General features: G+C 66.0%; 23 protein-coding genes and 1 tRNA gene. 19 read left to right on the top strand and 5 right to left on the bottom strand.

All coding sequences use genetic code 11. From position 1 onward, the window contains the following. Window positions 1-11 precede the first annotated feature (11 nt). Window positions 12-1,163, top strand: coding sequence for a serine hydrolase (locus HUX88_RS18750; RefSeq protein WP_176362755.1), 1,152 nt, complete (start codon window positions 12-14; stop codon window positions 1,161-1,163). A gap of 6 nt (window positions 1,164-1,169) precedes the next feature. On the opposite strand, the gene HUX88_RS18755 is transcribed toward HUX88_RS18750, so the two are convergent. Next, complete coding sequence (locus tag HUX88_RS18755) at window positions 1,170-1,325, bottom strand: hypothetical protein (protein WP_176362756.1); 156 nt, start codon at window positions 1,323-1,325, stop codon at window positions 1,170-1,172. A 147-nt stretch (window positions 1,326-1,472) separates the two neighbouring features. Here HUX88_RS18755 and HUX88_RS18760 point away from each other — a divergent pair, with 147 nt between their 5' ends. The 9 genes from HUX88_RS18760 to dbpA all read left to right on the top strand — a co-directional run bounded on the left by HUX88_RS18760 (window position 1,473) and on the right by dbpA (window position 9,083). Then, on the top strand, window positions 1,473-2,051 hold the full coding sequence (locus tag HUX88_RS18760; RefSeq protein WP_176362757.1) for a putative metalloprotease CJM1_0395 family protein: 579 nt from the start codon (window positions 1,473-1,475) through the stop codon (window positions 2,049-2,051). Between the two features lie 57 nt (window positions 2,052-2,108). Then, window positions 2,109-2,318: a hypothetical protein gene (locus HUX88_RS18765; RefSeq protein WP_008449977.1), complete on the top strand. Its 210-nt coding sequence runs from the start codon at window positions 2,109-2,111 to the stop codon at window positions 2,316-2,318. Between the two features lie 77 nt (window positions 2,319-2,395). Further along, window positions 2,396-3,307, top strand: a complete 912-nt coding sequence (locus HUX88_RS18770; protein WP_117013677.1) for a hypothetical protein — start codon at window positions 2,396-2,398, stop codon at window positions 3,305-3,307. 113 nt (window positions 3,308-3,420) lie between these two features. After that, window positions 3,421-4,590, top strand: coding sequence for a class I SAM-dependent methyltransferase (locus HUX88_RS18775; protein ID WP_117013676.1), 1,170 nt, complete (start codon window positions 3,421-3,423; stop codon window positions 4,588-4,590). Window positions 4,591-4,667: 77 nt separating this feature from the next. Further along, window positions 4,668-5,258, top strand: a complete 591-nt coding sequence (locus HUX88_RS18780; protein ID WP_176362758.1) for a hypothetical protein — start codon at window positions 4,668-4,670, stop codon at window positions 5,256-5,258. A gap of 104 nt (window positions 5,259-5,362) precedes the next feature. After that, window positions 5,363-5,439 (top strand) — tRNA-Met (locus tag HUX88_RS18785). A gap of 135 nt (window positions 5,440-5,574) precedes the next feature. Beyond that, the gene (locus HUX88_RS18790) at window positions 5,575-7,239 is read left to right on the top strand and encodes an acid phosphatase (protein ID WP_176362759.1); all 1,665 of its coding nucleotides are present in this window, start codon (window positions 5,575-5,577) and stop codon (window positions 7,237-7,239) included. Between the two features lie 135 nt (window positions 7,240-7,374). Next, a complete protein-coding gene (locus tag HUX88_RS18795; protein ID WP_161091669.1) occupies window positions 7,375-7,599 on the top strand; it encodes a hypothetical protein in 225 nt (74 codons plus the stop codon). A 74-nt stretch (window positions 7,600-7,673) separates the two neighbouring features. Beyond that, window positions 7,674-9,083 carry an ATP-dependent RNA helicase DbpA gene (gene dbpA / locus HUX88_RS18800; protein WP_176362760.1) on the top strand — a complete coding sequence of 470 codons (1,410 nt, stop codon included), beginning with the start codon at window positions 7,674-7,676 and terminating at the stop codon, window positions 9,081-9,083. Window positions 9,084-9,089: 6 nt separating this feature from the next. Here the strand turns inward: dbpA and HUX88_RS18805 are convergent, their stop codons facing one another. Beyond that, entirely contained in the window at window positions 9,090-10,295 is a 1,206-nt protein-coding gene (locus tag HUX88_RS18805) for an MFS transporter (protein ID WP_176362761.1), read from the bottom strand. Window positions 10,296-10,357: 62 nt separating this feature from the next. Here HUX88_RS18805 and HUX88_RS18810 point away from each other — a divergent pair, with 62 nt between their 5' ends. Next, complete coding sequence (locus tag HUX88_RS18810; RefSeq protein ID WP_176362762.1) at window positions 10,358-11,161, top strand: helix-turn-helix domain-containing protein; 804 nt, start codon at window positions 10,358-10,360, stop codon at window positions 11,159-11,161. On the opposite strand, the gene HUX88_RS18815 is transcribed toward HUX88_RS18810, so the two are convergent. Both HUX88_RS18815 and HUX88_RS18820 read right to left on the bottom strand, forming a co-directional pair. Continuing rightward, complete coding sequence (locus HUX88_RS18815; protein ID WP_176362763.1) at window positions 11,158-12,651, bottom strand: HAMP domain-containing sensor histidine kinase; 1,494 nt, start codon at window positions 12,649-12,651, stop codon at window positions 11,158-11,160. The two genes, HUX88_RS18810 and HUX88_RS18815, sit on opposite strands and share 4 nt — an antisense overlap. After that, window positions 12,648-13,364, bottom strand: coding sequence for a response regulator transcription factor (locus tag HUX88_RS18820; protein WP_117013668.1), 717 nt, complete (start codon window positions 13,362-13,364; stop codon window positions 12,648-12,650). Before HUX88_RS18820 ends, HUX88_RS18815 begins: the two co-directional genes overlap by 4 nt. 151 nt (window positions 13,365-13,515) lie before the next feature. Here HUX88_RS18820 and msrB point away from each other — a divergent pair, with 151 nt between their 5' ends. From msrB to HUX88_RS18860, 8 genes are read left to right on the top strand one after another with little or no spacing between them, the layout of a single operon-like run. Further along, on the top strand, window positions 13,516-14,010 hold the full coding sequence (msrB, locus tag HUX88_RS18825; RefSeq protein WP_117013667.1) for a peptide-methionine (R)-S-oxide reductase MsrB: 495 nt from the start codon (window positions 13,516-13,518) through the stop codon (window positions 14,008-14,010). Between the two features lie 15 nt (window positions 14,011-14,025). After that, window positions 14,026-15,888 carry a cytochrome c biogenesis protein DipZ gene (locus HUX88_RS18830; protein ID WP_176362764.1) on the top strand — a complete coding sequence of 621 codons (1,863 nt, stop codon included), beginning with the start codon at window positions 14,026-14,028 and terminating at the stop codon, window positions 15,886-15,888. Between the two features lie 15 nt (window positions 15,889-15,903). Next, window positions 15,904-16,617 (top strand): peptide-methionine (S)-S-oxide reductase MsrA, encoded by a 714-nt coding sequence (msrA, locus tag HUX88_RS18835; protein ID WP_117013665.1) that lies wholly within the window; start codon window positions 15,904-15,906, stop codon window positions 16,615-16,617. Window positions 16,618-16,652: 35 nt separating this feature from the next. After that, window positions 16,653-17,702, top strand: a complete 1,050-nt coding sequence (locus tag HUX88_RS18840; RefSeq protein WP_176362765.1) for an ABC transporter substrate-binding protein — start codon at window positions 16,653-16,655, stop codon at window positions 17,700-17,702. Beyond that, window positions 17,699-18,283, top strand: a complete 585-nt coding sequence (locus HUX88_RS18845; protein WP_176362766.1) for an SCO family protein — start codon at window positions 17,699-17,701, stop codon at window positions 18,281-18,283. The genes HUX88_RS18840 and HUX88_RS18845 overlap by 4 nt, the downstream gene beginning before the upstream one ends. A 20-nt stretch (window positions 18,284-18,303) precedes the next feature. Beyond that, window positions 18,304-18,723, top strand: coding sequence for a hypothetical protein (locus tag HUX88_RS18850; protein WP_229219416.1), 420 nt, complete (start codon window positions 18,304-18,306; stop codon window positions 18,721-18,723). A 9-nt stretch (window positions 18,724-18,732) separates the two neighbouring features. Further along, window positions 18,733-19,491 (top strand): ABC transporter permease, encoded by a 759-nt coding sequence (locus HUX88_RS18855; RefSeq protein WP_176362767.1) that lies wholly within the window; start codon window positions 18,733-18,735, stop codon window positions 19,489-19,491. Continuing rightward, complete coding sequence (locus HUX88_RS18860) at window positions 19,481-20,212, top strand: ABC transporter ATP-binding protein (RefSeq protein WP_176362768.1); 732 nt, start codon at window positions 19,481-19,483, stop codon at window positions 20,210-20,212. The genes HUX88_RS18855 and HUX88_RS18860 overlap by 11 nt, the downstream gene beginning before the upstream one ends. Before the next feature lie 100 nt (window positions 20,213-20,312). Here HUX88_RS18860 and HUX88_RS18865 read toward each other — a convergent pair whose 3' ends face one another. Next, window positions 20,313-21,932 carry an amidase gene (locus HUX88_RS18865; RefSeq protein ID WP_176362769.1) on the bottom strand — a complete coding sequence of 540 codons (1,620 nt, stop codon included), beginning with the start codon at window positions 21,930-21,932 and terminating at the stop codon, window positions 20,313-20,315. Between the last annotated feature and the right edge of the window lie 11 nt (window positions 21,933-21,943).

Raw genomic sequence — 21,943 nt, forward strand, 5'->3', positions numbered from 1 at the left:
CACGTCAGCCCATGAAACTGCTGCTTCGCTTGTGCTTCTGCCTCTCGTTCGCGCTGCCCGCGGCCCATGCCGCGCCGTGCGCCGCGCCATCCACGCTGGCCGATGGCTGGGAAGTGGCCGCGCCCGAGGCGGAGGGCTTCAACGCCAACGCCTTGTGCGTCACGCTGACCGCGCTGGCCGAGGGCGGCGACAATATCCACGGCATCGTCGTCGAACGCCACGGCAAGCTGGTGGCGGAGATGTACCGCGCCGGCAAGGACCGCTCGATCCGGCGCGGCCTGGGCATCTGGCCGCCGTTCGCACCGACGGTGGAATTCGGCCCGGACACGCTGCACGACGTGCGCTCGATCGGCAAGAGCGTCATCAGCCTGCTGGTCGGCATCGAGAAGCAGCGCGGCAGGATAGGCGCGCTCACCACGCCGGTGCTGGACTACTACCCCGAGCTCCAGGATCTGCGCTCGCCTCAACTGAACGCCATCAATCTTGAACACCTGCTGACCATGAGCGGCGGCTGGAAATGGGACGAGGGCATGCAGCCCAATAACGAGCTGCGGCTGTACTGGAAATCCGACCAGCTGCGCTATGTGCTGGAGCGGCCCATCGTGGCGCCGCCGGGCACCGTCTGGAACTACAACGGCGGCGGCACCACCATCCTGGCCGACATCGTCACCCGCGTCAGCGGGCGGCCGTGGATCGAGGTGGCGCGCAAGGACTTGTTCGAACCGCTGGGCATCGTGCAATGGGAATGGGTGACCGACCTGCGCGACCGACCGGCGCCCTTCTCGGGACTGCGTATGCGTCCGCGCGACATGGCCAAGCTGGGACGGCTGATGCTGAACCACGGCCGCTGGAACGGGCAGCAGATCGTGGCAGGGGAATGGGTGGATGAATCGCTCAAGCCGCGTCTGGGCGTGGGCTTCAAAAGTCCCGGCAACCAGCCCGACGAGCTGCATTACGGCTACCAGTGGTGGGACGGCACGGCGGCCTGGCACGGCCACCGCACGCCGTGGAGCGCGGCCTTCGGCAACGGCGGCCAGCGCATCTTCATCGTGCCGGAGATGGACCTGACGGTGGTGATCACCGCCGGCGACTACGGCTCCGAAGCGATGGCCGCCAAGGTCAACCAGCTGCTGCACACGCTGATCGCCACCGTCAGCGACTAAAAAATCCTAGCGTTCGCCGCGCTCCTTTCGTTCCATCTTCAGCATCTCCCAACCGAGTTCGCGGCGGATCTGCTGTGCATCCGGCGGCGGGCGCCGCTCGGCGATCTGCGTCCGCAGCCATTGGCGCACAGACTCTTTGCTCGGTTGCTTATTTTGGTTCATGGCCTTGCCTCTTTGCGGAAGAATGATCCCCAGTAGGCCTTCAACGCCGGCCGGCCCGCACAGTTGACGCGCCGGCCGCCGCGAATTTGCAACCATTTGCTACAATTTTGCTATCATTAAGACAAGCACGAGGCAGCGCGGGTCACCATGAGCATAGGCGCCATATCACCGAGTTCCGCCAACCAGCCACCGGCGCGCGCGACGCCGCCGGTGCAGGGGACGTCGTCGCCGGCGCCGGCGGCTTCCGGCAGCGACTCCACCACCAACCTGACGCCGGAAGCGCTGGCCCTCGTATCCCAGCTCAAGACCCGCGACACCGAAGTACGCCAGCACGAACAGGCGCACCTGGCCACCGCCGGCGGCCTGGCCACATCCGGCGCCTCCTACACCTACCAGCGCGGACCGAACGGCGTCGATTACGCCATCGGCGGCGAAGTGCATATCGATACCTCGCCCGGCCGCACGCCGCAGGAGACCATCGAACGCGCCCGCACCATCGAGGCGGCGGCGCTGGCGCCGGCCGATCCCTCCGGCGCCGACCGCTCGGTGGCGGCCCAGGCGCAGCAGATGGAGCTGCAAGCCCGCGCCGAACTGGCGACGCAGCAGGTGGAACAGGCCGCGGCCCGGCTGAACGGATCGGGGCCGGCGTCAAGCGACGCCGCCAAGGTCCGCCGCGCCTACGAGGCGCCGCCGCCGGCGACGCCCAGGCTGGACGTCTTCGCCTGAGCAGGCGGGCGTCCGAGTGATAAAATCCCGCCTTTGCAAGTCACTCGAAGAGCAACCATGTTAAAAGCACCACGTACCCTGACCTTCAAATGCGCCAAGTGCGCAAAAGCCGTGCAGGTCCGCCTGCAAAAGGTATCGGCCTGCTCGCACATCCAGCCCTACCTGGGCATTTGCGCCTGCGGCGAGGTCAAACACCACGCCATCGGCCAGAAAGACGCCGTCGCCTCCTACCTGGCCGCGCCGGAAGGCTGGACCCATCATCATTAATCTTTGCGCAGGCCTCAAGAAATCGGTGGGCGCACCGTTATAGAAGTATTATCAAACCGACTTCGCTGGAACCTGCCATGTCTATCCTACCTGCTCTCGGCACCCGCGCTTTGCCGTCGTCCCTCTACGGCGCCAATCCACACAACGACGGCAAGACCACGGCGACCAACGCCGCCAAGCCGGTCAAAGCGCTGGATTCCTCGCCGACTTCCCTGTCCACGGACAGCCTGGAAAAGCACGTGGCTTCGGTCGGCAACGCCACCGTCGATTTCGCGCAGGACTTCCTGAGCAGCTTCGCCAAGTCGCTGTTCGGCGACTCGGGCAAGGATGCGACCATCAGTTTCGACTCGGCCAGCCTGGATACCAGCTCCACCTTCGCCGTGGGCGCGCAGCACACCTCGGGCCCGAACGGCAGCAGCGACGCCGCCGCCTTCGACCTGACCGACAGCTCGCACTTCATCGGCAAAGGCACGATCACCACCGCCGACGGCCGCAAGTTCGACTTCCAAGTCGAAGTGCAGTACAACGCGGAACTGAGCGGCGCCGCCAGCCAGGACACGACCACCAACACCGATACCACCGCGAAGCGTCCGGTGGCCAGCAACGGCGCCAGCGCCGACAACCTGCCGACGGTACAGGTGCCGAACATCGACTTCCCCGGCACGCTGGCCGACCTGTTCAAACTGATCGGCCGCGACCTGCAATCGGCGCTGTCGACCGGCGACAGCGCGCCCGCCAAGACCAGCGACGGCATCGACCGCAACACGCTGCGCAATCTGTCGCTGCGCCTGCTCAACCTGGTCGACAGCAAGGACACCAACACCTACACCGCGCCGACCGCCGCCGACAAGGTCAAATCGGCGGCCGACGCCTACGGTGCGCAAGCCCCGCAGGAACCCATCAAGGCCGGTCCCGCCGGCGTGAGCGCGACGCCCGCGCCCGCGGACGATCCGATCTCGCTCGCTCCCGTCAAAGACGCCAACAGCTAAGCGCCAAGTATAATAAGCGCCTCAACACCGAAACGCCGGCAGGGATGAACACCATCCCCGGCGTTTTTTGTGCTTGTCCATTCCGCTTATTACACCTACCGATTGCCCCGAACATGTCCGCACACACCACCGCCTCCCCTACGCCGCAACAGATCCACTGGGAGGAGAACGGCGTGCAGTGCGCCGCGCGCTGGCGCTCCGAAGCCGGCATGCCGCCGCCGAAGCGCGTCGTCATCGCCGACGACCGCACCAACGCGGACGTGGCCTACCGCCTGGCCTGCGAAGGCACGGCCCTGCTGTGGCGCGGCGACTTCCAGAACGCACGCCAGCTGCTGCAGGCCCTCGCGCGCCGCGCGGACCACAAGGGCAAGCCGTCGAAGAAGGCCAAGCCGGCCAAGACTCCGGCCACGCCGACCGAAGCGTTCCACCTGCATCGCCAGGCGCAATCGCAGCGGGCGCGCACGCTGGCCATGCTGCTGATTCCTTTCGACGCCGGCTACGCCATCCCGCTGCGCCGCGCGCCGGACGTGCAACTGGCCTGCAACGAGGCCTACGGCCGCTTCGAGGAACCGTTCGTGGCTTCGCTGCGCGAGCTGCTGGGCGTGATCGGCGCGCACGAATGGCGCCGCACCGGGGTCGAGATCCCGGCGCTGGACGCGCGCATCCACCCACACTACGGCGTGTTCTCGCCGGTGCGCGGCGAGTATGTGGAGCTGGTGGCCAATGCGCCGCTGCCGGCCGGCGTCAAGCTGGCCTACGATATCGGCGCCGGCACCGGCGTGCTGTCGGCGGTGCTGGCCAGGCGCGGCGTGGCGCGCGTCATCGCCACCGACCAGGACCAGCGTGCGCTGAGCTGCGCGCGCGAAAACCTGGCGCGGCTGGACCTGGACGGCCAGGTCGAGCTGCTGGAGGCCGACCTGTTCCCGGAAGGCCGGGCGCCGCTGGTGGTGTGTAATCCGCCGTGGGTGCCGGCGCGTCCGAGTTCGCCGATCGAATACGCGGTCTACGACCCGGACAGCCGCATGCTGCGCGGCTTCCTGGCTGGCCTGTCGGCGCACCTGACGCCGGGTGGCGAAGGCTGGCTGATTTTGTCGGACCTGGCCGAGCACCTTGGCCTGCGTCCGCGTGAGCAGCTGATGGAATGGATCGCCGCCGCCGGCCTGAAAGTCGTCGACCGCCACGACGTGCGCCCCACCCACCCGCGCGCCGCCGACGCCACCGACCCGCTGCACGCCGCGCGCGCCGCCGAGGTCACGTCGCTGTGGCGCCTGGCCGCCGCGTAAGACCGGCGCCTCTCGAAAGAGGCAATGTTTGCAGTTCTGCTATGCTCGTGTAAATCAACTTTCGTGGAGGACCTCCCATGTTCAAGCGATTATTCGGGCTGATGTCGCCGCCTGCTGCGCCCCTTCCACCACCCTCCGACCTGTTGAGCGATGAAGCGTATGCGCGCTACAAGGCCGGCGCCTCCGGGCTCACACGCCTGATCACGCGCCACCTCGGCGAACAGGAAAGCGAACGGCAGGTGCGGCACGTGGAAGCGAAGTACGACTCCACAGGGCCGACCAACATCGACGAGATCCGCTGGCTGTTTTACGACGCCATGCTGGACGACGAAGGCCAGCAACGCGGACAGTGGTTCATGCTGCAGGTCGACTGGAAAGCCAGCGAGGAAGTCGCCTGGCAGGTGCAGGAAATGCTGGCGGCGCGTGGCATCGAGCCGGTGTGGCAGTGGGATCACGAAGGCAAGACCGTCATGCAGGGGCTGCGCGACCTGTCGCAATGGCTGGCGTCACGGCCTCTGTCGCTGCTGATAGTGGACTACGAGTCGGATTCCTACTACGCGCTCATCATGGAAACCACCCTGGTCGAGCAGACGATCGCCTTGGGGCGGGAGGCTGGCGTGAAGATCCTGAGCTTCGAGGACTTCACGGCCACGCAGGGCGAGGAATGATGCGATAAATATAAGCGCCACTTAAAAAATCCACCGAAATATAAGTGACTCTTATTTTTACCCTTGCGGAACGCAAAAGGTCTATGTATAATTCGGGCCTCAGACGCGGGGTGGAGCAGTCTGGCAGCTCGTCGGGCTCATAACCCGAAGGTCACAGGTTCAAATCCTGTCCCCGCAACCAGATTCGATAAGCCGTTGATTTCTTTCAGGAATCAACGGCTTTTTCTTTTTCGGCACACTCCGGGGACTCCCCCTTCATACCCAAGCCGGCATAAAACTGTCACAATCGCGTTTTTAGTCTGCCAAGGAGGCGCGTGTGAAGGATCAGGTCCAGTTATCAGCACAAAATGAGCAGGATGCTCCCACCAATCCATCACGCCGCCGCATCTTCCAGGCCGCCGCCGCCACCGGCATGGCCGCTTCCCTGCCAGCGCTGGGCGAGGCCGCCACCGCCAGGCCGGCCGCCGTCAAAGGCTCGCTGGACGCCAAGCTGAAAGCCCACATCAAAACCGTGGTCGTGATCTACCTGGAGAACCGCAGCTTCAACAACCTGTTCGCCAACTTCCCCGGCACCGCCGCGCCGCTGTCGGCCGCCACCGCCGCCGCCTGCCAGCAGCGCGACCGCGACGGCTCCGTGCTGCCGGCGCTGCCGAAGGTCTGGGGCGGCATGGTGCCCAACACCCAGGACATCGGCGGTAAAAAATACGCGCTCAAGGAAGACGACATCAAGGGCCTGCCGAACGGCCCGTTCAAACTAGTCGACACCGAAGGCAAGCCGCTGCCCGAAGCCGTGATCACGCGCGACCTGTGGCACCTGTTCTACCAGAACCAGATGCAGATCAACGGCGGCAAGAACGACGGCTTCGCGGCCTGGGGCAACACCGGCGGCATGGTCATGGGCTACTACGGCGAGACCAGCAAGAACCTCGGCCTGTGGAAGATCGCCGAGCAGTACACGCTATGCGATAACTTCTTCATGGCGGCCTTCGGCGGCTCCTACCTGAACCACCAGTTCCTGATCAGCGGCCGCACGCCCGAGTACTTCAACGCCAAGGACACCGCCGCCAAGAAGAAGATCGCGGTGCTGGACGACGGCCCGACCGGCATGCGCCTGTCCGTGACCAAGGACAGCCCGGCGTCGGCGATGGACGGCATGCCGGTCTACGTCAACAACGGCGCCATCACGCCGGACGGCTACGCGGTCAACACCATGGCCCCGCCCTACCAGCCCAGCTACATCCGCCCGGCCTTCGACGGCGATCCGCTGCTGGCCGATCCGAACGACGCCGGCACGCTGCCGCCGCAAAGCTACGACACCATCGGCGACCTGCTGTCGGCCAGGAAGGTCAGCTGGGCGTGGTACGGCGGCGCGTGGCAGGCCGCGCTCGACGCGCGCGGCGGCGGCGAGAAGCCGAACTTCCAGTACCACCACCAGCCGTTCAACTACTTCAAGCAGTTCGCACCCGGCACCGCCGCGCGCGCCGAGCACCTGCGCGACGGCGGCCTTGGCGACAGCCCGATCTCGAACAAATTCCTGGCGGACGTCGTCGCCGGCAAGCTGCCCGCCGTGACCTTCTACAAGCCGCAGGGGAACCTGAACCTGCACGCTGGCTACTCGGACGTGGAATCCGGCGACGCCCACATCGCCAACGTGATCGAGCACCTGAAGAAGTCCCCGCAGTGGAAGGACATGGTCGTCGTGGTCACCTTCGACGAGAACGGCGGCTGGTGGGACCACGTGGCGCCGCCCAAGGGCGACCGCTGGGGTCCGGGCTCGCGCGTGCCGGCCATCGTCATTTCGCCGTACGCGAAGAAGGGCCAGGTCGACCACACCTTCTACGACACCACGTCGATCCTGCGCTTCATCACCCGCCTGCACGGCCTGCCGCAGCTGGAAGGCATCAAGGTGCGCAACGAAGCCTTCGCGGCCCGCAACGCGCCGCCGCCGGGCGACCTGACGGCCACGCTGAGCTTCCGCTAAGCTTCCGATGAGTTAGTGCGGGCGGCAGCACCTCTGTGTTACAATCCGCGACTTACTTACTGAGCCCGACTGCTGCAGCCGGGCTTTTGTTTTGAGCGGCGCATTTTCACGGCGCCGTGGGCACGAGATTTAAGAATGAGAGATAAAAAAGACAACGCCACGTTCGACCTGCCCGGCTTCAGCCCGGCCGCGCCGCTCGAACCGGAAGCGAAGCGCCCGCCGGCGCCGCGCGGCAAGCGTGCCACAATCAAGCAGGTGCAGCTCGAACTGCTGGAACCGACCGACACCACCGGCCTGCCGGTCTGGGTGCGCGACGAAAACCTGGACCTCACCGGCTTGCCGGTGTGGGCGCCAAACTAACACCAACCCCGATATCACAGCGTCAGCGAGCCTGTTAGACTGTGACCACGTCCTTTTTGAACAGGTCTGACACCATGACATCCACCGCCTTTTCCAGCCTGCCGCTGGCCCAAACCCTGCTCGACAATCTCGATTCGCTCGGCTACAAGGAGATGACGACCATCCAGGCGCAAAGCCTGCCGTCGGTGCTGGAGGGGCGCGACCTGATCGCCCAGGCCAAGACCGGCAGCGGCAAGACCGCCGCCTTCGGCATCGGCATCCTGGCCAAGCTCAATCCCGCGTGGTTCGCCGTGCAGGCGCTGGTGCTGTGCCCTACCCGCGAGCTGGCCGAGCAGGTGGCCAATGAGCTGCGCCGCCTGGCCCGCGCCACCGGCAACGTCAAGGTGCTGGTGCTGACCGGCGGTTCGCCGATGCGTCCTCAAATCGCCTCGCTGGAGCATGGCGCCCACATCGTGGTCGGCACGCCGGGCCGCGTGCGCGACCACCTGGGCCGCGGCACGCTGGACCTGTCCAAGGTCGAGACGCTGGTGCTGGACGAGGCGGACCGCATGACCGACATGGGCTTCTACGACGAAATCGCCGGCATCGTCAGCGCCTGTCCGAAGCGCCGCCAGACCTTGCTGTTCTCGGCCACCTACCCGGACGACATCCGCCGCGCCACCGATTCCTTCCTGGCCGATCCGGTCGAAGTGACGGTCGAGGCGCAACACGACAACAGCCAGATCGAGCAGCTGTTCTTCGAGATCGGCTTCGACGAACGCAACGCCGCCGTGGCGCGCCTGCTGGGCCACTACAAGCCGGTATCGGCCATCGCCTTCTGCAACACCAAGGTGCAGTGCCGCGAGCTGGTGGAAGAGCTGCAGGCAAAGGGCTTCTCGGCGATGGCGCTGTACGGCGAACTGGAACAGAAGGAGCGCGACGAGATCCTGGTGCTGTTCTCCAACCGCAGCTGCTCGGTGCTGGTGGCCACCGACGTCGCCGCGCGCGGCCTGGACATCCCCAACCTGGAGGCGGTGATCAACGTCGACGTGTCGAAGGACACCGAGGTGCACATCCACCGCGTGGGTCGCACCGGCCGTGGCGGCGAACAAGGCCTGGCCCTGTCGCTGTGCGCGCCGAACGAGAAGAAGTGGGTCAAGCTGATCGAGGAATACCAGAACGCGCCGGTCGAATGGTTCGATCTGAAATCGCTGGATGAAAACGACTACGGCGTCGATCCGGCGCCGATGATGACGTTGGTGATCTCGGGCGGCAAGAAGGACAAGCTGCGTCCGGGCGACCTGCTGGGCGCACTGACCGGCGACGCCGGCCTCTCGAAGGAACAAGTCGGCAAGATCAACGTGTTCGAGTTCCAGACCTACGTGGCGATCGACCGCCGCGTGGCCTACGATGCCTTCGAACGCCTCAGCAAGAACAACCCGCTGGGCGGCGACTTCGGTGCCATCAAGGGCCGCAACTTCAAGATGCGCTTCATCGACGCCTGATCCGGTTTAGCGGTGCTGCTGCGGGATATGCGGCAGCAGCACCGTCAGGATGCCCAGCAGCGGCAGGAACGAACACAGTTTGTACACATAGGCGATGCCGGCCACGTCGGCGATATGCCCCATGGCGGCGGCGCCGATGCCGCTCACGCCGAACATCAATCCAAAGAAGATCCCCGCGATCATGCCGACCTTGCCCGGCATGAGCTCCTGCGCGAACACCACGATGGCGGAAAACGCCGACGAGATCACGAAGCCGATCACCACCGACAGCACGGCGGTCCAGAACAGATCGACGTAGGGCAGCATCAGCGTGAACGGCGCGGCGCCGAGGATGGAGATCCAGATCACGCGCTTGCGGCCGATGCGGTCGCCGATAGGCCCGCCCATGAAGGTGCCCGCCGCCACCGCCGCTAAAAACAGGAACAGGTACAGCTGCGCCGACGATACCGACAGGCCGAATTTGTCGATCAGGTAGAAGGTGTAGTAGCTGCTCAAGCTGGACATGTAGATGTACTTGGAGAAGACCAGCAGCGCCAGCACCGCCAGTGCGCCATAAACGCGCCCCTTAGGTAAAGGCGATACGGCATGCGAGGCGGCCTTGCGCGGCAGCCCGGCCAGGTGCGCGCTGTGCCAGCGGCCGATGTGCGCCAGCACCATGATCGCCGCCGCCACCGGCAGCGCGAACCAGGCGATATTGCCCTGTCCACGGCCGATGATGACAGCGGCCGCCAGCAAAGGCCCGAGCGCCGAGCCGACATTGCCGCCGACCTGGAACAGCGACTGCGCAAAACCGAACCGCCCACCCGAGGCGATGCGCGCCACGCGCGAAGCCTCCGGGTGGAAGGTCGAGGAACCGACGCCGATCAGCGCGGACGCCACCAGCAAGGCCGGGAACGTGCCGGCGACGGACATCATGAGCACGCCGATCAGCGTGGCGACCATCCCGAGCGGCAGCAGGAAAGGCATGGGACGGCGGTCGGTGTAAAGGCCTATCCAGGGCTGCAGCAGCGAGGCGGTGCACTGGAAGGTCAACGTGATCAGGCCGACCTGCGTGAACGTCAGGCCGAACTGCGCCTTCAGCATCGGGTAGATCGACGGCAGCATGGCTTGCGTCAGGTCGTTCAGCAGGTGGACCAGGGCGACCGCGCCGAGGATGGACATGACGGTATCCCCGTGGGGGCGGCTGGAGGAAGTGAGAGTGGATGTATTCATGCGGCCCAGTGTAATATGGCTGCAAACCCGATATATTCCAACTTTCGTCGACTAAGTGACAAATGAAAGCTCTCCACCGCAGCAGCGACCATCGAGATTATCAACGCGTTCCGCGCGTCGTCACGGCGATGGCGCGCGACGAGGTGCATGGCATATCGGTACGGCCGCACAGCCACGAACGCGCGCAGCTGCTGTATGCCACCGAAGGCCTGATGAAGGTGAAGACCGACTTCGGCGTGTGGATACTGCCGCCGCGCCGTGCGCTGTTCATTCCGCCTGGTGTGATGCATCAGTGGACGTCGTTGAGCAAGGTGACGATGCGGACGATCTACGTCGAAGCCGAAACGGCGCAGGCCTTCGGCGATGTCTGCCGCGTGATCGAAGTCAGTCCGCTGCTGCGCGAGCTGATACTGTCGCTGCTGGATGAACCCATCGAATATCCACTGCCCGGCCGTGGCGAGCATCTGGCGATGCTGATCCTGTCCGAGCTGGCGTCGGCGGAGACGGTGCCGATCGCGATCCCCTGGCCGCGCGACCGCCGCCTGCTGGCCGTGTGCGAAGCCATCATGGCCGATCCGGGCAGCCCGCGCACCATCGAGGACTGGGCCGCCGAAGCCGGCGCCAGCGCGCGCACGCTGATACGCCTGTTCCCCAGGGAGACAGGCCTGCATTACCGCCAGTGGGTGCAGCAGGTGCATCTGGCCGAGGCCTTCGGCCGGCTCGAACGCGGCGACAGCGTCGGCGAAATCGCGGCGGCGCTGGGCTACGCCAGCCCGAGCGCGTTCAGTGCGATGTTCCGCCGCATCCTCGGCAAAACGCCGCAGCACTACCTGGGCAGCTGGCGCGCGCCGCTACAACGCGCCTAGACCGTCGCCAGCGTAAAGCGGAACACGGCGCCGCGCTGCGGCACGCGCACCAATTCGATCCCGCTGCCATGCAGTTGCAGGATGCGGCTGACGATCAACAGGCCAAGCCCCCCTTCCCTGCGCTCGCCGCGCAGCGCGAACGGGCGGCGGAACAACACTTCCTCCATGTCCGGAGGGATGCCAGGCCCGGTATCGCTGACGGTGATCCGGATGTGGCCCTGCGCGCCCGGCTCCACCTCGATCTCCACCGTGCCGCCGGGCGGCGTGTGGCGGATCGCGTTGTCGAACAAATTGGTCAGCACGCGCTCGATCATGCCCAGGTCCGCGCGCACCAGCGGTGCGGGGTGCGGCAGCACGGCGTTCAGGCGCAGCTGCTTTTCCTCCGCCCGCAATTCGAATTTCTGGAACACGTCCTGTATCAGATCGCTCAACGAGAAGGATTCGATTTCCGGCGCCACCGCGCCATGTTCCAGGCGCGCCAGCTCGAACAAGGCCTGCGCCAGGCGGCCAACCTTGCGGCTCTGTGCCAGCGCGATGCCGAGGTAGTGCTGGCGGCCGGCCGCATCCAGCGTTTCATCCTTCAGCGACAAGGTCTCCAGATAGCCGTGCAGGGAGCCGAGCGGCGTACGCAAATCGTGCGAGATATTGGCCACCACTTCGCGGCGTTCGTGGTCCAGCTGGCGCACCGTCTGCCATTGCTCGTTGATGCGCGCGGCCATCTCGCCGTAGGCATGCTCCAGGATCGCGATCTCGTCGCGCCCTCCGCCAGCGTTGGGCGGCGGCAGCGCCAGTTGCTCGGCCTTGGTGTCCAGCTGGCGCATGGTGTCGGCCAGCCGGTGCAAGGGCCGCGTGATCAGGCGAAAGGCGACCAAGCCGGCCACAAGGCCAAGCAAGGCCACGATGGCCATCGACCATAGCGTCGTGCGCAGCACCGAGCTGGCGGTGGCGCGGGCCGCGAGGCGGTCGTGTTCTTCGCTCTGCAGGATGACGTAGATATAGCCGACCTTGCGTTCGCCCATGCGCAGCACTGCCGCGCTGAACACCTTGCGACCGGTGTCGCTGCGCGGATCGTCGCCCTGTATCGGCAAGGGCTGGTTGTCCAGCAGGCGGCGGATGGGCTCAAGGTTGACGTGGTCGCGCTTCAGGTGGCCCGCCGGCGCGGCGTGGCCGACGATGCGGCCCTCCATGTCGAGCAGGTAGACTTCGACATTGGGATTGACCACCATCAGCTGCCCAAACAGGCGGCGCACGGCTTCGGGGCCGAGGCCTTCGCTGGCCGGCGCGCCGGGCGCAGGGGCGGGGTCGCTGTCCGCATGCATCAGCTGTGCGTCCAGCGCGATGCTGCGCGCCAGGCCGCGCGACAGGCCCTGCACCACCTCCTTCTCGTGCATGATGTTGGCGCGGATCTGCAGCCACGCGGACGCGCCGCAGCAGGCCAGCAGCAGCACCGAGAACACCAGCGACAGGCGCTGGGAAAGGGTCAGGTTCATGCCGCCGGCCCGCCGTGCGCGAAGCGGTAGCCCTTGCCCCATACGGTCAGGATGCGGGCCGGATCGGCGGGATCGGCCTCGATCTTGGCGCGCAGGCGGTTGATGTGGGTGTTGACCGTGTGCTCGTAACCGTCATGCTGGTAGCCCCACACCTGGTTGAGCAGGTCCAGCCGCGAGAACACTTTCTCGGGATGCTTGACGAAGAAGTACAGCAGGTCGAATTCGCGCGGCGTCAGGTCCAGCGGGCGGCCTTCAACCTGCGCCTGCCGGGTCAGCGGATCGAGGCGCACGCCGTTCAGTTCCAGCGCGCCGGCTTCGTTGCGCTGGTTGCGGGCCATGGCGTCGGCACGGCGCAGCAGCGCCTTCACGCGCGCCACCAGCTCCAGCACGGAGAACGGCTTGACGAGATAATCGTCCGCGCCCAGCTCCAGTCCGAGGATGCGGTGCACTTCGCTGGAGCGCGCGCTGGTGATGATGATGGGCGTGTAGGTCGCCATCGCCCGCGCCTGGCGGCAGATTTCCAGCCCGTCCACGCCGGGCAGCATCAGGTCGAGGATCAGTGCATCCCAGCCGCCGGTGCGCAGCTGGGCCAGGCCCTGGTTGCCGTCGGCACAGTGGGTGACCTGATAGCCTTCGTCCTGCAGGTGCAGGCGCAGCAGGTCGGCGATGGGCATATCATCCTCTACGATCAGGACGCGTTTTGGTAAATCCATAGTCAGTCTGGCCGGGTAAAAGTCTGGATGCCGCCATTGTGCGGGATTCCTGCGCAGGAAAGTATCACATTTAATTGAACATTACGTGAGGATTTCGCCATCCGCGCCGGGGCACAATGGCTGCATCGACATTCCACTTGATGGAGTTTATATGACTTCCAGACGCAAATTTCTCCTCACTAGCGGCGCCGCCCTGATGGCAGGCGCCGCAGCTTTAAAATGGCGCGCAGCCAACGCCGGCCCGGCTCCCACCTGGGAAGTGACGCACACCGACGCCGAATGGCGCGCCCTGCTCTCGCCGGCGCAGTACGAGATCCTGCGGCGCGGCGGTACCGAGCGGCCGTTCAGCAGCCCGCTCTACAAGGAGCACCGGGCCGGCAGGTTCCTCTGCGCCGGCTGCCAGAATCCCCTGTTCTCGTCCGCCGCCAAATTCGACAGCGGCACCGGCTGGCCCAGTTTCTGGAAGCCGCTGGAACGCGGCGTGTACACGAGCCGCACGACGTCGCTGGGTTTCCGTGGCGCCGAGGTGCAGTGCCGCCGCTGCGGCGGCCATCTGGGCGACGTGTTCGACGACGGCCCGGAACCGACCGGCCTGCGGTACTGCATCGACGGCCTGGCGCTGACGTTCACCCCCGGCGCGGCTTGAGGGAGGGCCATTGCCATGCTGCTGATCCTTCTCTCTTACCTCGGCGGGGCGCTGACGATACTCAGCCCCTGCATCCTGCCGGTGCTGCCGTTCGTGTTTGCCCGCACCGGCCAGCCGTTCGTGCGCAGCGGATTGCCGCTACTGGCTGGGATGGCGCTGACCTTTGCGCTGGTGGCGACGCTGGCCGCCGTCGGCGGCGGCTGGGTGGTGCAGGCCAATCAATATGGCCGCTGGCTGGCCATGGCGCTGATGGCGTTCTTCGCGCTGACCTTGATGCTGCCGCATCTGGCGGACCGCTTGACCAAGCCGCTGGTGGCGCTTGGCGACAGGCTGTCCAGCAAGGCGCAGGCGGCCGATGGCGCGGCGGATAGCGCGTGGTCGGGTGCGCGGTCCTCGTTCCTGTTGGGGATCGCGACCGGCTTGCTGTGGGCGCCCTGCGCGGGGCCGGTACTTGGCCTGCTGCTGACCGGCGCGGCGCTGAACGGCGCCAGCGCCCAGACGACGCTGCTGCTGTTGGCCTATGCGGCGGGTGCGGCGACTTCGTTGGCACTGGCGCTGCTCATCGGAGGACGAGTCTTCAACACGATGAAGCGTTCGCTGGCCGCTGGTGAATGGTTGCGGCGCGGCTTGGGCGTGGCCATGCTGGGTGGCGTGGCGGCGATTGCCAGCGGGCTGGATACCGGCCTGCTGACGCGAGTGTCGACGGTCGCCACTTCGGGCCTGGAGCAAAAGCTGATCGATACGCTGTCGCCGCGCGAGCCACGAGGCGGCGCGATGATGGCCGGTGGCGCGATGCGTGGCGGCGACGCGGCGAACGGCTCGGGCGCCATGATGTCGCGCACCGCGATGAGCGGCAACGGCCCCGCCATGATGGCCATGCACGCCGCCGCACCGGCCGAGGACACGCTCCCGGTGGAAGGCAAGCTGCCGCCGCTGACCGGCGCCGTCGATTGGCTGAACTCCGCGCCGCTGACCGCCGCGCAGCTGAAAGGCAAAGTGGTGCTGGTCGACTTCTGGACCTACTCTTGCATCAACTGCCTGCGCTCCATGCCCTACGTGAAAGCCTGGGCGGAAAAATACCGCGACCAGGGCCTGGTGGTAATCGGCGTACACGCCCCCGAATTCGCCTTCGAACGCGATATCGGCAACGTGCGCAAGGCGGTCAAGGACCTCGGCATCACCTACCCTGTCGCCGTGGACAACGACTATGCCATCTGGCGCGCCTTCGGCAACCAGTACTGGCCCGCGCACTACCTCATCGACGCCAAGGGCCAGATCCGCCACCACCATTTCGGCGAAGGCGAATACGCCCAATCCGAGCAGGCGATCCAGCAGCTGCTGGAGGAAGCGGGCCGCAAGGACGTGGCCAACACCGTGGTCAGCGCGGAAGGCGCGCAAGGCGTGCAGCAGGCGTCCGACATGGGCCAGGTGGCCTCGCCGGAAACCTACCTGGGTTACGAACGGGCGCAGAATTTCGCTTCGCCTGAAACCCAGGCCGCGGACAAGAGCCGCAGCTACACCGCGCCTGCGCAGCCGGCACTGAATCAATGGGGCCTGGCCGGGAACTGGCTGTCGCAACCGGACCAGGTCACGCTGAGCCAGGGCACGGGCCGCATCGTCTACCGCTTCCACGCCCGAGACCTGCACCTGGTGCTGGGCCCGGACAAGAACGGCAAGCCGGTACGCTTCCGCGTGACGATAGACGGCGCCGCGCCGGGCCGCAACCACGGCGCCGACGTCGCCGCCGACGGCAGCGGCACCATCAACGGCCAGCGCTTGTATCAGCTGGTGCGGCAGTCCGGCAGCATCGGCGACCACACCTTCAACATCGAATTCCTCGATCCCGGCGTACAAGCCTACGCCTTCACCTTTGGTTGAAACGGAGAGCACGACATGAACAGCTTCTTGAAAAACTACGGCGGTCCCCTGGCGCTGGCCGGCGCCGCCATCTTCGGCGTAGCGTTGTGGCAGCAGCCGGCGGTATCGGCGGAAGTGGCGGTGGCGATCGCGCCGCCGGCCGTCGATGAACCGGCACCCACCGGCCACACCGCCACCGCCATCTTTGCCGGCGGCTGCTTCTGGGGCGTGCAGGGCGTGTTCCAGCACGTGAAAGGCGTCAGCAACGCCCTCTCCGGCTATGCTGGCGGCGACGGCCGCAGCGCCAACTACGACGCCGTAAGTGGCGGCGACACCGGCCACGCCGAAAGCGTGAAGATCACCTACGATCCGGCGCAGATCAGCTACGGCAAGCTGCTGCAGATCTTCTTCTCGGTGGCGCATAATCCCACGGAGCTCAATCGCCAGGGGCCGGACAGCGGCACGCAATACCGCTCCGCGATCTTCCCGCGATCGCCGGCGCAGCGCAGCGTGGCGGAAAAGTACATCGCGCAGCTCAACGCCTCGCACGTGTTCAAGAAGCCGCTGACGACCAGGATCGAAATGGACAAGGCCTTCTACCCCGCCGAGGCCTATCACCAGAACTTCCTGACGCTTAACCCCAACCATCCGTATATCGCCTTCAACGACCTGCCCAAGGTCGAAAACCTGAAGCGTATCGCGCCGGATGTATATCGCGCCGATCCGGTGCTCGTGCGTAAAGGCCTGTAGTACAATTACAGGACAATACGACACGGCCAAGCGCCATGGAAAACAGAGACGATCCCTCCCCCGATTCACCGCTGCGGCGCCGGCTGCTGGGCGGTTTGCTGACCGCCGCCGCGCCGGCGCTGCCGTTGATACTGCCGTCCAGCGCCCGCGCCGCCGACGCGCCCATTCAAGTGGGCGGCCTGCCCGTCACCTGCAACCTCACGCTGCCGGTGGCCTGCATGGCGAAGGCCGCGTCCATGGGCAAGCCAGGCGCCCTGCCTCGCGGCTTCGAATACAGCAAGTACAACGGCTGGCCCGAGGTGAAGGAGTCCCTGATGACGGGACGCATCCAGGCCGCATACATGCTGGCGCCGTTGGTGATGGACCTGGCGGACAAGCGTATTCCGGTGAAGATCGTCTCGCTGGGCCACCGTTCGGGCGCCGTCATCATGGTGCGTACCGATTCCGCCTACAAAAAATTCGCCGACCTGCGCGGCAAGCGCATCGCCATCCCGAGCCGCTTCGCGGTGGACTTTCTGTTCCTGCGCAAAATGCTGGCGCGCGAGAAGATGACGCCCAAGGATATCGAGATCATCGAGATGGCGCCGCCGGACATGCCAGCCGCGCTGTACGCCAAGGCGGTGGACGGCTACTGCACCGGCGAGCCTTTCGGCGCCGCCGCCCAGCGCGCCGGCTACGCGCGTCCGCTGGCGATGACGCGCGACGAATGGCGCAACTACATCTGCTGCGTGCTGACGGTGCGCGAAGAACTGATCAAGGAAAACCGCCCGCTGGTGCAGGAGCTGGTCAACTACGTGCAGGCCGCCGGCAGCTGGCTCGATTCCACGCCGGCCAGCCGCGAAAAGGCGATCACCATTGCCGCCGGCCGCAAGTACTTCAACCAGGACCCGAACGTGCTGCGCTTCGTGATGCAGAACCCGGCCGACCGCGTGACCTACGGCGACCTGCGCATGATACGTTCCGAGTTCGACGAATTGATGCAGCTGTCGATCGAAGCCGGCACCATCAAGCACCCCATCGCCTACGAATCCTACGTGGACGAGAGCTTCGTCAAGGCCATCAAGCCGGTCGCCATCAGCCTATGAGCAAGTTGAAGACCGCATTGCTGGCGATGGCGATCAGCTTCGGCGCGCACGCCGCCGACACCCTCGGCCTGAAAGCCGGCGTGTTCGATCCGCCACGCATGGCGCCTGACTTCACGGTGCGCGGCTCCGACGGCAAGGAGCTGAAACTGAGCCAGTACCGGGGCAAGCTGGTGCTGCTGGAATTCGGCTACACGTCGTGCGTGGATGTGTGCCCGGTGTCGCTGGGGATGCTGGCGGAGGCGCGCAGGCAGATGGGCGCGCAGGCCAACCAGCTGCAGGTGATCTACGTGACCGTCGATCCCGAACGCGACACGCCCGAACGCATGCGCAACTACCTGCGCGCCTTCGACCCGACCTTCATCGGCGCCACCGGCACGCAGCAGCAGATGGCGCGCGTGCGCCAGGACTACGGCATCACCGCCACCAAGAAGATGATCGACGGTAGCAAGACCGACTACACCGTCGGCCATTCCTCGTACCTGTACTTCGTCGACCGCAAGGGCAGCCTGCGCGCGCTGCTGCCGTTCGGACGCACCGCCGCCGACGTGGTGCACGACGCCACGCTGCTGTTGAAGAATTGAAGGCGCGGCGTCTCCAGATATTGGCCGCCGTCGCGGCGGGCGTGGCGGCGTTGAGCGCGTGGGCCGCGCTGGCGCCCATCGCCCTGCCCTCGCGCGACGAGCTGTTTGAAATCCCCAACGGCACCTGGGCGCGCCGCATGGCCGGCGACAAGGTGGAGATCCTGCCGTCCGAAATCCATCTGACGCAGGGCGCGAACGACGTCCTCCTGCTGCGTAACAAGGACAACGTGCCGCAAATTTTCGGGCCGGTGCTGATCATGCCGGGCCAGAGTTTCCGGCTGCCGTTTGAAACCGTCTCCGTCAACGACTTCGCCTGCACCGCGCACGCCAGCGGGCAAATGCGGGTGGTGGTCGACGCCATGCCGGCAGCAGGCTGGCAGCGATTGAAGTGGCGCGCCCTGCGCGCCTGGGCGCGTGCGCCGCATCTGTTCTCAACCTGACTGGACGCCATGGAAAAACTCAAGAAAATCCTGCCGCCGCTGGCGGTGCTGGCCGCGCTGATCGCCCTGTGGTGGATCGTCGTGGCGCAGTCCGAGAGCGTGATCTTCCCGACGCCGCTGCAGGTGGTGACGGGCACGCTGGAACTGGCCGAAGACGGCACGCTGTGGGAGCATATCGGCGCATCGCTGTTCCGGGTCGGCACCGGCTTCGGGCTGGCGGCGCTGGTGGCGATTCCGCTCGGCCTGTGGATGGGGCGCGTGGACGGCGCCTACATCACGCTCAATCCCATCTTCCAGATCCTGCGGCCGATATCGCCGATCGCGTGGATACCGCTGGCCATTTTGTGGTTCGGTGTCGGCAACGTGTCGCCGATCTTCCTGATCTTCATCGCCGCCGTGTTCCCGATGATCGTGCAAACCGCGTCCGGCGTGCACACCATCGAGCGCCGCTACCTGCGGGCGGCCGAGAACTTCGGCGTATCGAAGACCACCTTGTTCCGGCAGGTGATCATCCCGGCGGTGCTGCCGGAGATTATCGTCGGCATGCGTATCGCGCTGGGCGTGGCGTGGCTGGTGGTGGTGGCGGCCGAGATGATCGCGCTGCGTTCCGGCCTGGGCTACCTGATCATGGACTCGCGCAACGCCGGCAACCGGTATGACCTGGTCATCGCCGGCATGATCATCATCGGCGTCATCGGCCTGATACTGGACGCGGTGATGCGCAAACTCGAAGGCCTCAAATCGGTAAGGTGGCGCTATGGACGCTAAGATCGTCGTCAAGGAAATCAGGAAGAACTTCAAGGAGCTGCCAGTGGTCGGCGGCGTTTCGCTCGATGTGAAGGATGGCGAATTCGTCGCCATCGTCGGGCCATCGGGCTGCGGCAAATCGACGCTGATGAAGATCATCGCCGGCTTCGAGCAGCCCAGCGAGGGCGAGGTGCGGATCGACGGCACGGTGCGGCGCGGGCCCAATCCCAAGGGCATCGCTATCTCGCAGCATGGCTCGGTGTTCCCGTGGCTGACGGTGCAGCAGAACCTGATGTTCGGCCTGACCGGCAACGGCCATGGCGACAAATCTGCGCTGGCCAATCACTACGCGGAGATGGTGGGGCTGAAGGGCTTCGAGAACAGCTACCCGCACGAACTGTCGGGCGGGATGCTGAAACGGGTGGAGCTGGCGCGGGCGTTCGTCGTCAAGCCGGAGATCCTGTACATGGACGAGCCCTTCTCCGCGCTGGACGCGTTGATGAACCTGAAGATGCGCACCGAACTGCTGCGCATCCTGGCCGAAGAGCGCCACACGGTCATCCTGATCACGCACGATGTGGAGGAAGCGCTGTTCATGGCCGACCGCATCCTGGTGCTGTCGCCGAGGCCGACGCGGATCCAGGCGACGTTCGAAGTGCCGCATCCGCACCCGCGCAAGCTGTCCCATCCCGAGTTCCAGGAAATGAAAGAGCAAATCTTGCGCGAACTCGGCGTCACCTAACCGTGGAAAATTAAGTCGTTCGACATTCGACACGGCCTCAGCCGTGTCCGAATGTCAGACTTGACCCCACCGCTGTTTCGGTTGAGCTCGTGTCCGAATGTCAGACTTGACCCCAGGCTTTTCCAATGTTGACGCTGGCTGGGAATTGCGGGGCGCGGCGGTGTAGCGTGGCTTGCTCGTAGCTGTAGGCCATGCGGATCAGCATCGCTTCGCTGTAGGCGGCGCCGACAAACGAGAGGCCGACCGGCAGCCCGTGCACATAGCCCGCCGGCACGGTGATGTGCGGGTAGCCGGCCACCGCCGCCGGCGATGAGAAGCTGCCGCCGAAATGGTCGCCGTTGATGAAGTCGGTCAGCCATGCCGGCCCGCCGGTCGGCGCCACCAGCGCGTCGAGCCGGTGCTCGCGCATGACCTGGTCGATGCCTTCGGCGCGCGAGTAGCGCTGGTTGTTGGCCAGCGCGTCGCGGTAGGCCGGCGTGTCGAGGTCGCCCTTGGCCTGCGCGCGTTCCAGGTATTCCTGGCCGAAGTACGGCAGCTCTTGCTGGTGGTGCTTCTGGTTGAAGGCGATGACGTCGGCCATGTCGGCCACCGGCGCGTGCGGCGCGTATTCCTTCAGGTAGGCCGCCAGGTCGGCCTTGAATTCGTACAGCAGCACCTCGGTCTCGCTGTCGCCGTACTTGCTGATGTTGGGCACTTCGGTGTCGACCAGGATCGCGCCCTGCGCCTTCAAGTCCAGCAAGGCTTTCTCGATCACCGCGTCCAGCTCGTCGTTACTGCCGAAGAAGTTGCGCGCCACGCCGATGCGCTTGCCCTGCAGGCCGCCCTTCTCCAGCGCCGCGCGGTAGTCGCCCGCCTTGCCGGCGCCTTCCCGCGTGACCGGATCGCTGGCGTCGACGCCGGTCATCGCGGCCAGCATCAGCGCGGCGTCGGCCACGCTGCGCGCCATCGGGCCGGCGGTGTCCTGCGAGTGCGCGATGGGGATGATGCCGCTGCGGCTCACCAGCCCCAGCGTCGGCTTGATGCCGACCACGCCGCAGATCGAGGCCGGCGAGACGATCGAGCCGTCGGTCTCGGTGCCGACCGCCAGCGTGGCCAGCCCGGCCGCGATCGCCGCGCCCGAGCCGGAACTGGAGCCGCTGCAGTTGCGGTCCAGCGAGTACGGATTCAGGGTCAGGCCGCCGCGCCCGCTCCAGCCGCTGACCGAATGCGTCGAGCGCATATTGGCCCATTCGCTCAGGTTGGTCTTGCCGATGATGACGGCGCCGGCCGCGCGCAACTGGGCGGCCACATGCGCGTCGCGCGCGGCGCGCACGCCGTTCAGCGCCAGCGAGCCGGCGGTGGTGCTCATGCGGTCGCCGGTGGCGATGTTGTCTTTGAGGAGGACGGGGATGCCGTGCAGCGGACCACGCACGCGCTTGAGATTGCGCTCGCGGTCCATCTCCAGCGCGATCTTCAGCGCTTCGGGATTGATTTCAATGATGGCGTTGAGGCGGGGGCCGGACTTGTCGATGGTCTTGATGCGGGCCAGGTATTGCGAGGTCAGCGAGTGCGAGGTCAGCTTGCCGGCCTCCATCATCTGCTGCTGTTCCCACACGCCCGCGTCGAGGATGCCGCCGGGACCGAGCTTGGATGCGGCAGCGGCCGGCGCCGCCAGTATCCGGTTGCTGCCAGCCATGGCGCCCGCCGCGACGCCGATACGAACGAATTCCCTGCGATCCATGCCATCCCCGT

It is taken from the genome of Duganella sp. BJB1802, assembly GCF_013369445.1.
GTDB lineage: Bacteria > Pseudomonadota > Gammaproteobacteria > Burkholderiales > Burkholderiaceae_D > Rugamonas > Rugamonas vulcania_A.

Excerpts from the sequence above, each read along its gene's own strand:
- HUX88_RS18860 (WP_176362768.1), top strand. The coding sequence starts at position 19,481 with ATGGACGCTAAGATCGTCGTCAAGGAAATCAGGAAGAACTTCAAGGAG.
- HUX88_RS18810 (WP_176362762.1), top strand. The coding sequence starts at position 10,358 with ATGAAAGCTCTCCACCGCAGCAGCGACCATCGAGATTATCAACGCGTT.
- dbpA (WP_176362760.1), top strand. The coding sequence starts at position 7,674 with ATGACATCCACCGCCTTTTCCAGCCTGCCGCTGGCCCAAACCCTGCTC.
- HUX88_RS18830 (WP_176362764.1), top strand. The coding sequence starts at position 14,026 with ATGCTGCTGATCCTTCTCTCTTACCTCGGCGGGGCGCTGACGATACTC.
- HUX88_RS18770 (WP_117013677.1), top strand. The coding sequence starts at position 2,396 with ATGTCTATCCTACCTGCTCTCGGCACCCGCGCTTTGCCGTCGTCCCTC.
- msrA (WP_117013665.1), top strand. The coding sequence starts at position 15,904 with ATGAACAGCTTCTTGAAAAACTACGGCGGTCCCCTGGCGCTGGCCGGC.
- HUX88_RS18775 (WP_117013676.1), top strand. The coding sequence starts at position 3,421 with ATGTCCGCACACACCACCGCCTCCCCTACGCCGCAACAGATCCACTGG.
- HUX88_RS18820 (WP_117013668.1), bottom strand. The coding sequence starts at position 13,364 with ATGGATTTACCAAAACGCGTCCTGATCGTAGAGGATGATATGCCCATC.
- HUX88_RS18765 (WP_008449977.1), top strand. The coding sequence starts at position 2,109 with ATGTTAAAAGCACCACGTACCCTGACCTTCAAATGCGCCAAGTGCGCA.
- HUX88_RS18750 (WP_176362755.1), top strand. The coding sequence starts at position 12 with ATGAAACTGCTGCTTCGCTTGTGCTTCTGCCTCTCGTTCGCGCTGCCC.
- HUX88_RS18780 (WP_176362758.1), top strand. The coding sequence starts at position 4,668 with ATGTTCAAGCGATTATTCGGGCTGATGTCGCCGCCTGCTGCGCCCCTT.
- HUX88_RS18755 (WP_176362756.1), bottom strand. The coding sequence starts at position 1,325 with ATGAACCAAAATAAGCAACCGAGCAAAGAGTCTGTGCGCCAATGGCTG.
- HUX88_RS18840 (WP_176362765.1), top strand. The coding sequence starts at position 16,653 with ATGGAAAACAGAGACGATCCCTCCCCCGATTCACCGCTGCGGCGCCGG.
- HUX88_RS18855 (WP_176362767.1), top strand. The coding sequence starts at position 18,733 with ATGGAAAAACTCAAGAAAATCCTGCCGCCGCTGGCGGTGCTGGCCGCG.
- HUX88_RS18865 (WP_176362769.1), bottom strand. The coding sequence starts at position 21,932 with ATGGATCGCAGGGAATTCGTTCGTATCGGCGTCGCGGCGGGCGCCATG.
- HUX88_RS18845 (WP_176362766.1), top strand. The coding sequence starts at position 17,699 with ATGAGCAAGTTGAAGACCGCATTGCTGGCGATGGCGATCAGCTTCGGC.
- HUX88_RS18795 (WP_161091669.1), top strand. The coding sequence starts at position 7,375 with ATGAGAGATAAAAAAGACAACGCCACGTTCGACCTGCCCGGCTTCAGC.
- msrB (WP_117013667.1), top strand. The coding sequence starts at position 13,516 with ATGACTTCCAGACGCAAATTTCTCCTCACTAGCGGCGCCGCCCTGATG.
- HUX88_RS18760 (WP_176362757.1), top strand. The coding sequence starts at position 1,473 with ATGAGCATAGGCGCCATATCACCGAGTTCCGCCAACCAGCCACCGGCG.
- HUX88_RS18815 (WP_176362763.1), bottom strand. The coding sequence starts at position 12,651 with ATGAACCTGACCCTTTCCCAGCGCCTGTCGCTGGTGTTCTCGGTGCTG.
- HUX88_RS18805 (WP_176362761.1), bottom strand. The coding sequence starts at position 10,295 with ATGAATACATCCACTCTCACTTCCTCCAGCCGCCCCCACGGGGATACC.